Consider the following 12,758-nt stretch of genomic DNA (forward strand, 5'->3'; position numbering starts at 1 on the left):
TCTAGCCGATCGCCGCCGCCGGCGGAACGTGCGACCGCGCCGCGAAGGCGGCTTGCAGCCCCTCCCGATAGGTCGGGTAGCGCAAGGTCACGCCGAGCTCGCCCTTGAGCTTGTCGTTCCTGGCGCGCTTGCATTCGGTATAAAAGCTCGCCGCCATCGGGGGCAGCGACTTCACGGCCTCCTCGAACGGCCATTCGGGCGGCGGCTCGCGGCCCAAAAGCGCGGCGGCGAAGACGATCGGGTCGCCCGGCGCGGTCGGCTCGTCGTCGGCGAGGTTGAAGGCGCCGCCGGCGCGCTTGGCAAAAGCCGCCTCGATCGCCTGGGCGATATCGGCGACATGGATGCGGTTGAACACCTGGCCCGGCTTGACGATGCGCCAGGCGCGCCCGCGCTCCAGATTGACGATGGCGTTCTGGCCCGGCCCGTAGATGCCGGCGAGCCGCAGCACCGCCACCGGCACGCCGGTGCGGGCGCCGAGCGCGGTCCAGGCGGCCTCGGCCTCGACCCGTTCGCGACTGCGCGGATTGATCGGTTTCAATTCGGCGGTCTCGTCGATCCAGGCGCCGCCATGGTCGCCATAGACGCCGAGCGTCGACAGCAGCACCACGCTCTTCAGGGCGACCGCCTTTCCGATCTCGTCGCCGAGCGCGAGGAGCACGGGGTCGCCCTGCTCGGACGGCGGCGTCGAGATCAGCAACGCCTCGGCCTCGCGCACCGCGTCGATCAGGTCCGCCGACGGCGCGCTGCCGTCGAACACCAGCATCTCGACCTCGCGGCCGCCATAGTGGCGCGCGGCGTGGTCGGCGGCGCTCTCCGCCGTGCGGGTCGTTCCGACGATACGGTCGAAGCGGGCGCCGAACTCCACCACGTAATCCTGCGCGCAATATCCGAAGCCGAAGCAGATCAGCGTGCTCATGTCGTTCTCACGTTGCAGTCGTCCATTCGTCCCGCACCTGCGGGTCGGTCTCGTCGTCGCGATGCCGGGCAGCGAGCGCGGCGAATTTTTGGGGCGGCAGTAGCCGCGCCAGAGCCCACACGGCGGCGCCGCGCACCAGCGGCGAGGCATCGGCGAGCCGCGCTCGCGCCGCTTCGGCCAGCGAGGCATCGCGGCTGTTGCCGATCGCGACCATGACGTTGCGGACGAACCGGTCGCGCCCGGTGCGCTTGATCGCGGTCTTGCGGAACAGATTTCGGAACGCCGCGTCGTCGAGTTCCGCCAGATCGCGGAGCGCGGTTGCCCTCAGCTCCTCGCGTGCAAAAAGCTTCGCCTCGCGGCCGGCCTGCGCAAACTTGTTCCACGGGCAGGCGGCGAGGCAGTCGTCGCAGCCATAGATGCGGTTGCCGATCAGGGGCCGCAGCTCGCGCGGGATCGGACCCCTGTGCTCGATGGTGAGATAAGAGATACACCGCCGCGCATCGAGCCGGTACGGAGCGACGAACGCTGCCGTGGGGCAGGCGTCGAGGCAGGCCCGGCAGGAGCCGCAGCGATCGGCGGCAGGCTGGTCCGGCGGCAGCGGCAGCGTGGTGAACAGCGCGCCGAGGAACAGCCAGGAGCCGAAGTCGCGCGAGACGAGATTGGTGTGCCGGCCCTGCCAGCCGAGGCCGGCCGCGGCCGCGAGTGGCTTCTCCATCACGGCGGCGGTGTCGACGAACACCTTGGCGTCGCCACTGGCGGCACCGATCAGCCAGCGCGCCAGCGCCTTCAGGCGCGGCTTGATCACCTCGTGGTAGTCGTCGCCCTGCGCATAGACTGAAATCGCACCGCGATCGGGCCGAGCCTGCAGGGTGCGCGGGTCGTGGTCGGGGCCGTAATTGACGCCGAGCATCACCACGGCGCGAACCTCCGGCCACAAGCTGCGCGGGCTTTTCCGCCGCTCCGGCCGGTCGGCGAGCCAGTCCATGTCGCCGTGAAAGCCATCGGCCAGGAATTGCTCGAAGCGCGCGCCGGCCTCGCCGATCCCGTCCGGCGCCGCGATCGCGACGGCATCGAAGCCGAGCTTTCGGGCCTCGGCGCGCAGGGCTGTCAGGAGAGCCGACGAGTCGGTCAAAAATCGAGGTCGGCGTAGGTCTTGGACGGCGCGATCCCGGCATGCATCTCGACCAGCAATGGCCGGAATGACGGGCGCGACTTCACCCGTGCGTACCAGGTCTTGGCCGATTCGTCCTCGTTCCACGGCACGTCGCCCAGATAGTCGACCGACGAGAGATGCGCGGCCGCCGCGATGTCCGCATAGGTCATGCGCGGGCCGGCCAGCCAATCGCGGGTGCGCACCAGCCAGCCGATATAGGCCAGATGATAGCGGATGTTGGAGAGCGCCGCACGAATGGCGTCGATGTCGGGCGAGCCGCCGCCCTGCTTCACGGTCATGTGACGCTTGAACACCCGCTCGGTGACCAGCGGGCCGCTCACCTCGGCGTGGAACTTTTCGAGGAACCACATGGTGAGGCGCCGCACCTCGATGCGGGCCGTCATCTCCTGCGGCAGCAGCCGGTGCTCGCCGAGATCGCCGCCGCGGGTCTCGTCGAGATATTCGGCGATCATGGCCGGATGGGTGATCGGCGGGCGCCCCTCCTCGACCAGCACCGGGGTTGTGGCGGCCGGGTTGAGCACCAGAAACTCCTGGCGGCGCTCCCACGGCTTTTCGTCGGCCAGATGCGGGATCACGCCGTATTCGCCGAGCGCGACGCGGACGAACCGGGACTGCGGGCAAAGCGGCTGGTGGAACAGCGTCGACATCATGGGTTGCGATAGCCACACAAGAAAACGGCGGCGGGCCCCCGGAGGACTTCCGGATCGCCCGGCCGCACCAGGGACGACCTTGCCGTCCGCACGGCGCGCCGGCAAGTCCCGAGGAACAAATCCAGAGTCGGGCGCCTGACGAAACCCATCACAAATGGTCCAGGCCGCCGGCCCGCGGGACGGCGACCGGACCGGTCCGACGCTGAGCCGAGTGTTCGCCCGCCAATGCGGTGAAATCCGGGCGGGGCCAAGTTCCCGCCGCCCCGGCCGTGCCCGAAAGCCGGCCCATGGTGACCGCGGCCCTTGCCGGCCAGCCCCCGTATCTGCGAAAAGCGCGCAGCCGTTCGCGGCGCTCGTCCGTCCCGCCCGTGTCCCGGAGCCGTGCATGCTGCTCGATCTGTTCAAGGCCGCCTTCCTCGGCTTCGTCGAGGGGCTGACCGAATACCTCCCGGTGTCCTCGACCGGACACCTCCTGCTGATCGAGCACTTCTTCGGCTTCGACGACGAGGATTTCGGCAAGACCTTCGCGGTGCTGATCCAGCTCGGCGCCATCGCGGCGCTGCTGTCGATCTATTTCCGCAAGCTGCTGCTGCTCGCCACCCACATGTTCACCGACGAGTATGCCCGGCGCTTCGTCATCTGCGTGCTGGTCGCCTTCCTGCCGGCCGCGATCGTCGGGGCGATCGCCCACGGCTTCATCAAGTCGGTGCTGTTCAATCCGTGGATCATCTGCTTCTCGCTGATCGCCGGCGGCGCCGTGCTGTATGTCGTCGACCAGCTCGACCTCAAGCCGCGCTACGACGAGGCGACCGAGTTTCCGGTGGGAATGTGCCTCGGCATCGGCCTGATCCAGTGCATATCGATGATCCCGGGCGTGTCGCGCGCCGGCGCCACCATCGTGGGCGCCATGCTGCTCGGCGCCGATCGCCGCTCGGCCGCCGAGTTTTCGTTCTGGCTGGCGATGCCGACCATGGTCGGCGCCTTCGCCTACGACCTCTACAAGAACGGCGGCCAGATGAGCACCAACAACATGATCCTGGTCGCGGTCGGCTTCGTCGCCTCGTTCGTGTTCGGCTGGATCGTGGTGAAGACGTTTCTCGGCTTCGTCGCCCGCCACGGCTTCGGCCTGTTCGTGTGGTGGCGCGTCGCCGTCGGCACGCTCGGCCTGATCGGGCTGGCGCTGCTCGGGTAGCGCGACTTTCTGTGATGATGAATTAATCGGACCCGATTTCCGTTCGTCCCCGCGACAGCGGGGACCCAGGGGCGGCTCGACGTGTGACTCCTGGATCCCCGCGTTCGCGGGAATGAGCGGAGAATGGGTCGAGGTCAGCGGAAAGGGCTCTAGGATCGCGCTTCCGTCCGCTTCCGGCAGCGGCGGGTGACGGAAAAAAAGCCGGCCGAGGAAACCCCATGGACGACACGACGGCAACGGCCGCCATCGCACAACGGTACCGGGTCGAGGACGCGCCGCTGTTGCGTGGCGAAGGCCGCTTCGTCGCCGACGCGGCCGCCGCCGACCAGGCCCATGGCGTGTTCGTGCGCTCGCCGCACGCCCATGCCCGGGTGACGGCGATCGACGCCGCGGCGGCGCTCGCCGTGCCGGGCGTGCTCGCCGTGCTCACGGCCGCCGACATGGCGAAGGCCGGGCTCGCCAGCGTCGCCTGGCATCCGCCGACCAACGGCCGCGACGGCACGCCGCTCGTGGTGCCGCACCGGCCTGTGTTGGCCGAGACCGTCATGCATGCCGGCGAGCCGGTGGCGCTGGTGGTGGCGGCGACGGCGCTCGCGGCTCAGGACGCGGCGGATCTGGTCGAGGTCTCCTATGCGGAGCGCACGCCGGTCGTCGACGTGCAGCGCGCCGTGCTGCCCGACGCGCCGTTGCTGTGGCCGGAGGCGCCCGGCAATCTGGCGCTCGACTGGCAGGTCCCGACGCCCGCCGAGGGCGGCGACCCGGCCGCCGTCGACGCGGCCATCGCCGCGGCCGCCCATGTGGCGCGGGTGTGCCACGTCAACCAGCGCATCATGGTCGCCAGCATGGAGCCGCGCGGCGCCACCGGGTCGTATGATCCGGCCACCGACAGCTACACGCTGCGCGCCTGCTCGCAGAGCGCCATCGCGCTGCGCGACCATGTCGCCCGCATCATGAGCGTCGACAAGAGCCGCGTGCGGGTGATCACCGAGGACGTCGGCGGCGCCTTCGGCATGAAGAGCTCGCCCTATCCGGAGTATCCGGCGCTGCTGGTCGCGGCGCGGCTGGTGGGGCGTCCCGTGCACTGGATGTCGACCCGCTCGGAGGCATTCCTCACCGACGCGCATGCCCGCGACTCGATCCTCGAGGGCGAGCTCGCGGTCGACCGGAAGGGCCGCTTCACGGCGCTGCGGCTGCGCACGCTGGTCAATCTCGGCGCCTATGTGGGCCAGTTCGGCGCCCGCCTCGCCACCATCAATTTCAGCCGCTGCGTCCCCGGCATGTATGCGATCCCGAGGATCGACATCGTCGTGCGCTGCGCCTTCACCCACACGACCCCGACGGCGCCCTATCGCGGCGCCGGCCGGCCGGAGGCGAACTACCTGATCGAGCGGCTGGTCGACGAGGCGGCACGCCTCACCGGCCTCGCGCCGGACGAGATCCGCCGGCGCAACCTGATCCCGGCGGCGGCGATCCCGCATCGCACCGCGGTCGGCGCCGTCTACGACAGCGGCAACTTCCCGGCCGTGCTGGAGAAGGCGCTGGCGCTCGCCGACTTTTCGGGCGCCAAAGCGCGAAAACGCGAGGCGCAGAAACGCGGCAAGCGGCGCGGCATCGGCCTGTCCTGCATGCTGGAGCATGCCGGCGGCGCGCCGACCGAAGGCGCCGGGCTGTCTTTCCCGGGCGACGGGACGATCGTGCTGGCGCTCGGCGCCCAGGCGACCGGCCAGGGCCACGCCACGGTGTTCCCGCGCGTCCTCGCCGAGCGGCTGGCGATTCCGCGTGAAAAAATCCGGTTCGTGCAGGGCGACAGTGCGACCGGGGTGGTGAGCAATGCGAGCGTCGCCTCGCGCACCACCACGACCGCGGGCGCCGCACTGGTGCGGGCCGTCGAGGTGCTGCTGGAGAAGGGCAAGAGGCTCGCCGCCGATGCGCTGGAGACGGCCGAGGCCGACATCGTCTACGCCGACGGCACTTTTTCGATTGCCGGCACGGACCGGCGCGTCACCCTGTTCGGGCTTGCCGAGACCGCCAAGGCGCGCAAGGCCAAGGGCGAGATCGAGGACGACCTCGACACCAAGGTCGTCACCGACACGCCGCAAAACTTTCCGAACGGCTGCCACATCGCCGAGGTGGAGATCGATCCTTCGACCGGCGCGGTCGAGATCGTGCGCTACACGGCGGTCGACGACTGCGGCAATGTGCTCGACCACACGCTGGTCGAGGGCCAGCTCCACGGCGCGCTGGCGCAGGGGCTCGGCCAGGCCCTGATGGAGCACGCCGTCTACGACATCGACTCGGGGCAGCTCGTCACCGGCTCGTTCCAGGACTATGCGATGCCGCGCGCCCACGACATGCCGCCGGTGGCCGCATCGGAAGAGAACACGCCCGCGACGACGAATCCGCTCGGCGTCAAGGGCGTCGGCGAGGCCGGCACCACCGGCTCGCTCGCCGCCGTGATGAACGCCATCGCCGACGCGATCCCGGGTCCGGCGGGTTACACGATGGACATGCCGGCCAGCCCCGAGAAGGTGTGGGCGGCGTGCAAGGGCTTGGCGATGACGGCTGGATAGTAAAGAATGCAATCGTGATGCCACTCAAACACAACACAACCTTAGGACCGCCATGTATGGCTGCCCTTGCGAGACTTGACCATGAGAAGGCCAAGACCTACTCCGAAGAAGGTGACACCCGCCACAGAACGGATGACCGCGACTGAACTTGAAAATTTAGCGGCCCGCGCGAAATATGTTGGAAGCAGCCACCATAAAGACGTCCCCGCGTTCGGTGTCGTGCCAAAACCACGACAGGGATCTGTTCGAATCGAAATCGCCCATGGCGAACAGATCGACAATCCAGACTGCACTCTTTGTCCAAGAAAATGGGCGCGAATGCAGATAGAATCTGCGACGGAGCTTTTACGTAAAGGGATCCACCTCGGTCAGGTAAGTCCAGACGCGGATCCAGCATCTCTTCCGGCCCGCGTCTGGGTGCGAGATCCAGATGACAAAAGTATTGTGTACGAGGCCAAGCGACTATCGAGTCCTGTAAATGGATACAAGGCATATCCTCTGACTAACAGACAAGCACGCCATCTCCCCCTCCTGGTTAAATAGATTCTATGACATTACATTGGAAATGGCTAAACGGCGACTTCGACGAAGAGATTGACGCGAAGTTGTTCGGCGCACTCAAGATCGACTTAAATGGTCGAGTCATTACGCGATCTTACGATCGCGTTACTGAAATGGTGCGCGACTCTGTAAACGTTGTGATCTTTCCACTAGCCTTAGCAATTATTAAGAACTGGTGGACATTACTATACGAACCTCGAAAATCCGATGATTATGAGGACAGTTCCGGACTTCGGCATTCACTTGATTGCTACATGAACGGCTTTTGTTTCCCGGCTGTGGCACTTTGGTCTGGGGGAGCCGATACAGTGACTATTGAGCATCCAAACGTTAGTCTTCAGCACTCAAGGTTAGAATTTCTGCCCACCGGATCCTCCTTCACCCATCTGCAGAGGCGCGAAGTCGAGGAAAACTTGTTCGAGTTGATCCAGGCGGTGATCGAACGTGCGCCGAGTGGACCTGCAAGCTGTGAATTATCCGAATTGTGGAATCGTGTACTGAAATCATTTGGAGATGACGAAGAGCGGCAGTATTGCGAGGCCGCTGGGCGACTGGGGGTGGACCCGTACGACCCAGATGCGGAGGACATTTCCGCATTAGCAAACGGACTCTCTGGTCGACTCTTTTCGGATATTTGCGAGGCCGCAACATTACCAGAACTACAAGCGGCGACAGACTGGGCTCGAGAGGGGACGCGTCACTTCGATATTGTCCCAAGTTTAGACGTCTCGCATTTCGGTGCTTTTCCCGAAAAAAACCCGCAGATGAGGATTTGGGAACAGGGCTATGAAGCCGCAAGAACGGCGCGCAAGAAATTAAACCTTGAAGGCGACAAACCTCGGCGCGTAGTCGACAGCATATTTGGCACGGCGGTGCGCGCGGATAGCGCGACGGTTGGTGGCAATCACACGAACGCATTAGAGGGAATAGTTGACCGAAATAATGGGAAAATGAGAATCGCCCTTCCAATGACTTCCGCTAGATTGCGTCGTTCCAGACTATGCCGGGCCTCTTATTTGGCTTGGAAAGCCGCGGAAGGCGATACAGCAGCGGTTACCACCGCAACAACCATAGATCAGCAAGCGAGCCGAGCATTTGCGGCAGAGTTGCTAGCCCCAAAGGACCTCCTTTGGGATCTTGCAGGTCAAGACGGTCTGACCCCCGAGTTGATCGAAACGTTTGCAGAAGAAAACGTGTGTCCAGAGCAAACAATTATTTGGCAGGCATATAATCACCAAATACCTCTTCGTGGTGTCTCTTTGCCCGCAAAAGGGTGAGACGCGGTTTTTCGCGCGCGCCCACGACATGCCGCCGGTCGCGGCCGCGGAAGAGAACACGCCGGCGACGACGAATCCGCTCGGCGTCAAGGGCGTCGGCGAGGCCGGCACCACCGGCTCGCTCGCCGCCGTGATGAACGCCATCGCCGACGCGATCCCGGGTCCGGCGGGTTACACGATGAACATGCCGGCCAGCCCCGAGAAGGTGTGGGCGGCGTGCCGGGGGGTGGCCAAATAGCCAACTGCGAGACGTTTCCTTTACCTCTCCCCGCTGCGCGGGGAGAGGTAAGCCATGCCCTCACGACGCTGCTCACGCCGCTTGCAGCAGCGCCTTCGTGTAGCCGAGGCAGAACGAGAAGAAGCGCTCGCGGCCGGGATCGATGTCGGACAGCGGCACGTGGTCGGGGCAGAGAATTCCGTCGTAGCCGACCTCGCGATAGGCGCGGATGCAGGCCGGCATGTCGACCGAGCCCTCGTCCGGCATCGCCTCGCGGAAATCGAGATAGCCGCCAAAAATGTTGCGGAAGTGGACCATGAAGATGCGCTTCTGGGCCCCGAACTCGCGGATCGCTTCCAGCACGGTCTCGGTCGGCCGCGTCGACATCTCGGCGATGGTGCCCTGGCAGAAGTTGAAGCCGTGATACGGACTCGCCGGCGCCAGCGCGGCGAAGCGGCGAAGGCCGTCCAGCGAGCCGAGCACATGGTGGACGCCGTTGAGGCCGCCGGGCGGATAGGCCGGGTCGTGCGGATGGCAGGCGAGCTTTACGCCCGCCTTCTCCGCGGTCGGCAGCAGCTCGGAGACCAGATACGCGATAGCCCGCCAGCCGTCGGCCTCGCTGATCGCGCCGGCCTCGCTCGCCATCACCTGGCCGCAGGTCTCGGGCGCGCCCTTGGCCTCGACCGGCGAGGCGCCGCCCTGCCCGTCCTCGGGCAGCACCGTGCCCCAGTAGGAGAACCGCGCGTCGGCCTCGGGCCGGTAGTCGGCGGCCCGGAAGGTGCTGCACTGCATGCCGCCGCGACCCTCGACCACGCCGGTGCGGGTGATGCCGACCATGGCGACCGTGTATTTGAGCATCGGCACGCCGCCTTCGGCAGCGGCCAGGATGTTTTGGCGCAACCGTTTCGCGGTTGCCGCGGCCCGCTCGGGCGCCCGCAAGCTGTCGAGCAGGATCGAGCCGACGTCGAGCGCCATGCCGTCGAGCCGCATGCCGAAGCTTTCGATGCGCCGCCGCAGCACCGCGACCTTGGTCGGGCTCCAGCGTCCATCGTCGTCCGCCACCTCGCGGGCGGGCCGCGAGTCGATGACGATGCCGCGACAGCCGAGCTGGGCCGAGAGGCGCAGCCGCGCGTCGGTCGGTTCGATCAGTTGCTCGCCGATATACATCGCCTGCCTCGTGTGGCTCGTGCCGGTCTCAGTCGCGGAAGAAATCGGGATGGGCGGCCCGCAGCGTCTGCACATAGGCGAGCGAGCGCGAGAGATGGTCGCGCAGCCGCGCCTGCGCCTTGCCGGCATTGCCGGCCGCGATCGCCTTGACGATGCGGGCATGGTCGCGGACCACCTCGCCCATCTTGCCGGCGACCGGCAGATGCAGATGGCGGATGCGATCGATATGGCCGCAGCGCGCCCGCACCAGCGCGAACAGGTCGGGGGCGCCGGCGAGCTCCAGCAAGCGGCGATGAAAGGCGCGGTCGAGCACGTCGAAACCGTCGATGTCGCCCGCCGCGGCCCGCACCGCCTGGGCGTCGAGGATCTCGCGCAGCTCCGGCAGAAACTCCTGGTCGGGCGACGCCGCCAGCAGGCGGACCGCCTCCTGCTCGACGGCGCGGCGCAGGAACTGGGTCTGGTGGGCCGCGGCGAGGTCGATCAGGCTGACCCTCGTGGCGCTCTGGGGGACAATGTCGACCAGGCCCTCCTGGGCGAGCCGGATCAGCGCGTCGCGCACCGGCGTCGAGCTCAGCCCGAAGGTGGCCTGCAGCGCCTGCCGGTTGATGGCCGCGCCGGGTTCGAGCTCGAGCGTGACGATCATGCGCCGCAACCGCTCGTAGACCGGCTCGCCCGCGGTCGCGCGGGGCGCGTCGGACTCCCGGATCCTCGAGAGGGGGACGATCGCCAATTCGGTCCTGCCTGCGTGTCCTGCCTGCGTGTTTTTTCTCGCGCGTCGCCGGACGAGCCGGTCGGCCTCCTATAGGCACTGATGCATCAGTTAGTCAATCTGATGCATTACTGATTGACCCGGCCCGGCCCTCGACCTACGAGGGTGGACCATGCCGCCCACCCGCCGGCGAGCCGCCGCCGGAGGGATGGACGGCCCTCGATCACGACGCCTCGACCACAAGCCACTCGACGAAAGACCCCGCCGGGAACAGGCTGCCCCGACAAATGCGCTGCCGACAAGAACCCGCTCCCTCGAAGACCGCTGCTCGAAGAAAACGCCCCCAGACGAACCATCCGGAACGTCCATGGAGATGACGCATGCGTAAGCTTCTCGCCGCCGTCGCCCTGGCCCTGCTGGCCGGGCTCGCGACCGCCGCCGCCCAGACGGGCGCCCAGCCCGTCGCTTGGCCGACCCGCCAGGTCACCATCGTGGTGCCGTTCACGGCCGGCGGCACCACCGACATGTTCGCCCGCATCTTCGCCAACGCCATGCAGCAGAAGACCGGCATGCCCTTCGTGGTGGAGAACCGCGCCGGCGCCGGCGGCAATATCGGCTCGACCGTGGTCGCCCGCGCCGCGAAGGACGGCTACACGCTCTTGGTCGGCACGGTGTCGAGCCATTCGATCAACCAGTTCGTCTACAAAAATATGCCGCACGACGTGGAGAAGGATTTTCAGCCGGTGTCGTTGTTCGCGACCCTGCCGAACCTCCTCGTCGTCAACCCCAAGCTGCCGGTCACCACGGTCGCCGAGCTCGCCGACTACCTGAAGAAGAACCCCGACAAGCTGGTGTTCGGCTCCTCGGGCGTCGGCGCCTCCAACCACCTCGCCGGCGAGCTGTTCAAGATCCGCACCGGCACGACGATGACCCACGTGCCCTATCGCAGCTCCAACGAGATCATGAACAACCTGATCGGCGGCCACATCGATCTCGCCTTCGACAACATGACGCTGGCCTGGCCGCAGGCGAAGTCCGGCTCGCTGCGCGCCATCGCGGTGACCAGCCTCGCGCGCAGCCCGATCGCGCCCGACGTGCCGACCATCGCCGAGACGCTGCCGGGCTTCGACGCCACCTCCTGGCACGGGCTGTTCGTCCCGACCGGCACGCCGCGTCCGATCGTCGACAAGCTCGCCGCCGACGTGAAGGCGATCTTCTCGACCCCGGAGGTGCAGAAGATGCTGGCCGAGGTCGGCGCCATCGCGGCGCCCAACACGCCCGAGGAGTTTTCCGCCTTCATCGCGGCCGAGCGCAAGAAGTGGCAGGAGGTCGTCAAGGCCGCCGGCGTCCAGCAGCCGTGAGGGACGCTCGGTTCACCACCGCTTCGTCACCTCTCCCCGCACGCGGGGAGAGATAAACAGCCTGCCCCTACTTCATCTCCGACACCTGGGCGCCGCGCAGGCCCGCCCGCTCGACGGCGCCGGCGACCAAGCCGCTCGCCTTCACCTCGGCCGTGAAGGTCCGGACGAAATGCAGGCCGGCGTCGCGGTTCTTGGGGATGGCGATGGCGTGGCGCTCCATGCCCCAGCGGCCGTCGAGCACCTTCGAGCCCGGCACCTTCTCGGCCATCTCGAACAAGGTCGCCTTGTTGGTGGCGAAGGCGTCGAGCTTTCCGGCCGCCATCATCTCGGCGGCGAGCAGCACGGTCTCGACCCGCACCACCTCGGCGTTCTTCAGCTCGCGCGACAGCACGCTGTCGGACGAGCTGCCCGTCGTCACGCCGACCCGCACGCCCTGGGCGTCGACCGTGTCGACGGCCGTCACGGGCGAACCCTTCGGCACCAGATAGCCGAGCTCGATGTCGAGATAGGCCGGGCCGAAATCCATCACCTTGGCGCGCGCCACCGAGGCGTTGGTAAAGGCGACGTCGACGGCGCCCGAGGTCACTGCCTCCAACACCTCGGCGTTCTTGGAGAACACCACCGGCTCGTAGGGCACGCCGAGCTTTTCGGCCATCGCCTTGCCGAGCTCGTAGCCGACGCCGCGCGGCGCACCGCCGTCCTTGCCGGCCAGATAGGAGGTCGGGGTACCGGGGTAGAGGCCGGCGCGCAGCTTGCCGGACGGCGCCAGGATAAGCTTCGCCTCGGGATCGGCGGCTGCGAGGCCGCCGGTCGCTGCGAGCATCGCGACGGCGACGAAGGATGCGAAGAGTCTGCGGCTGACGAGGGCCATGCTGCTCACCTGAGATCGGCTGCGAAAATCGGCACGCGGGGGGAATTCCGGCGCAGAGCTTCCGCGATCCTGAGCCGTTCCGCAAGCACCTGC

At 67.0% G+C, this 12,758-nt stretch carries 11 protein-coding genes; 5 read left to right on the forward strand and 6 right to left on the reverse strand.

The window, feature by feature from the left end:
- Position 1: 1 nt before the first annotated feature.
- Genes HXX10_RS10795 through HXX10_RS10805 form a run of 3 tightly spaced genes read right to left on the reverse strand, consistent with a single transcriptional unit; the run spans position 2 to position 2,737 of the window.
- Positions 2-916: an NAD-dependent epimerase/dehydratase family protein gene (locus HXX10_RS10795; protein ID WP_296522192.1), complete on the reverse strand. Its 915-nt coding sequence runs from the start codon at positions 914-916 to the stop codon at positions 2-4.
- 7 nt (positions 917-923) lie between these two features.
- The gene (queG, locus tag HXX10_RS10800; RefSeq protein WP_296522195.1) at positions 924-2,048 is read right to left on the reverse strand and encodes a tRNA epoxyqueuosine(34) reductase QueG; all 1,125 of its coding nucleotides are present in this window, start codon (positions 2,046-2,048) and stop codon (positions 924-926) included.
- Positions 2,045-2,737 (reverse strand): glutathione S-transferase family protein, encoded by a 693-nt coding sequence (locus tag HXX10_RS10805; protein ID WP_296522316.1) that lies wholly within the window; start codon positions 2,735-2,737, stop codon positions 2,045-2,047. The genes queG and HXX10_RS10805 overlap by 4 nt, the downstream gene beginning before the upstream one ends.
- A gap of 388 nt (positions 2,738-3,125) precedes the next feature.
- On the opposite strand from HXX10_RS10805, the gene HXX10_RS10810 reads away from it, so the two are divergent.
- The 4 genes from HXX10_RS10810 (at position 3,126) to HXX10_RS10825 (ending at position 8,578) form a co-directional block, all read left to right on the forward strand.
- On the forward strand, positions 3,126-3,932 hold the full coding sequence (locus HXX10_RS10810; protein ID WP_296522197.1) for an undecaprenyl-diphosphate phosphatase: 807 nt from the start codon (positions 3,126-3,128) through the stop codon (positions 3,930-3,932).
- A 218-nt stretch (positions 3,933-4,150) separates the two neighbouring features.
- Positions 4,151-6,502, forward strand: coding sequence for a xanthine dehydrogenase family protein molybdopterin-binding subunit (locus HXX10_RS10815; protein WP_296522199.1), 2,352 nt, complete (start codon positions 4,151-4,153; stop codon positions 6,500-6,502).
- Positions 6,503-7,050: 548 nt separating this feature from the next.
- Positions 7,051-8,340 carry a hypothetical protein gene (locus HXX10_RS10820; protein ID WP_296522201.1) on the forward strand — a complete coding sequence of 430 codons (1,290 nt, stop codon included), beginning with the start codon at positions 7,051-7,053 and terminating at the stop codon, positions 8,338-8,340.
- Between the two features lie 28 nt (positions 8,341-8,368).
- On the forward strand, positions 8,369-8,578 hold the full coding sequence (locus HXX10_RS10825) for a hypothetical protein (RefSeq protein WP_296522203.1): 210 nt from the start codon (positions 8,369-8,371) through the stop codon (positions 8,576-8,578).
- Between the two features lie 72 nt (positions 8,579-8,650).
- Here HXX10_RS10825 and HXX10_RS10830 read toward each other — a convergent pair whose 3' ends face one another.
- Together HXX10_RS10830 and HXX10_RS10835 are read right to left on the reverse strand one after the other, a co-directional pair.
- Positions 8,651-9,724 carry a mannonate dehydratase gene (locus tag HXX10_RS10830; RefSeq protein ID WP_296522204.1) on the reverse strand — a complete coding sequence of 358 codons (1,074 nt, stop codon included), beginning with the start codon at positions 9,722-9,724 and terminating at the stop codon, positions 8,651-8,653.
- A gap of 28 nt (positions 9,725-9,752) precedes the next feature.
- Complete coding sequence (locus HXX10_RS10835; RefSeq protein ID WP_296522205.1) at positions 9,753-10,454, reverse strand: GntR family transcriptional regulator; 702 nt, start codon at positions 10,452-10,454, stop codon at positions 9,753-9,755.
- A 359-nt stretch (positions 10,455-10,813) separates the two neighbouring features.
- On the opposite strand from HXX10_RS10835, the gene HXX10_RS10840 reads away from it, so the two are divergent.
- Entirely contained in the window at positions 10,814-11,794 is a 981-nt protein-coding gene (locus HXX10_RS10840) for a tripartite tricarboxylate transporter substrate binding protein (RefSeq protein WP_296522207.1), read from the forward strand.
- A gap of 67 nt (positions 11,795-11,861) precedes the next feature.
- On the opposite strand, the gene HXX10_RS10845 is transcribed toward HXX10_RS10840, so the two are convergent.
- Positions 11,862-12,665: a transporter substrate-binding domain-containing protein gene (locus tag HXX10_RS10845; protein ID WP_296522209.1), complete on the reverse strand. Its 804-nt coding sequence runs from the start codon at positions 12,663-12,665 to the stop codon at positions 11,862-11,864.
- Between the last annotated feature and the right edge of the window lie 93 nt (positions 12,666-12,758).

The organism is Rhodoplanes sp. (genome assembly GCF_013377085.1).
Lineage (GTDB): Bacteria > Pseudomonadota > Alphaproteobacteria > Rhizobiales > Xanthobacteraceae > Rhodoplanes.

Bases quoted from the DNA above. Each gene is read 5' to 3' on its own strand.
- HXX10_RS10810 (WP_296522197.1), top strand. From the start codon at position 3,126: ATGCTGCTCGATCTGTTCAAGGCCGCCTTCCTCGGCTTCGTCGAGGGG.
- HXX10_RS10840 (WP_296522207.1), top strand. From the start codon at position 10,814: ATGCGTAAGCTTCTCGCCGCCGTCGCCCTGGCCCTGCTGGCCGGGCTC.
- HXX10_RS10830 (WP_296522204.1), bottom strand. From the start codon at position 9,724: ATGTATATCGGCGAGCAACTGATCGAACCGACCGACGCGCGGCTGCGC.
- HXX10_RS10795 (WP_296522192.1), bottom strand. From the start codon at position 916: ATGAGCACGCTGATCTGCTTCGGCTTCGGATATTGCGCGCAGGATTAC.
- HXX10_RS10820 (WP_296522201.1), top strand. From the start codon at position 7,051: ATGACATTACATTGGAAATGGCTAAACGGCGACTTCGACGAAGAGATT.
- HXX10_RS10805 (WP_296522316.1), bottom strand. From the start codon at position 2,737: ATGTCGACGCTGTTCCACCAGCCGCTTTGCCCGCAGTCCCGGTTCGTC.
- HXX10_RS10845 (WP_296522209.1), bottom strand. From the start codon at position 12,665: ATGGCCCTCGTCAGCCGCAGACTCTTCGCATCCTTCGTCGCCGTCGCG.
- HXX10_RS10825 (WP_296522203.1), top strand. From the start codon at position 8,369: ATGCCGCCGGTCGCGGCCGCGGAAGAGAACACGCCGGCGACGACGAAT.
- HXX10_RS10815 (WP_296522199.1), top strand. From the start codon at position 4,151: ATGGACGACACGACGGCAACGGCCGCCATCGCACAACGGTACCGGGTC.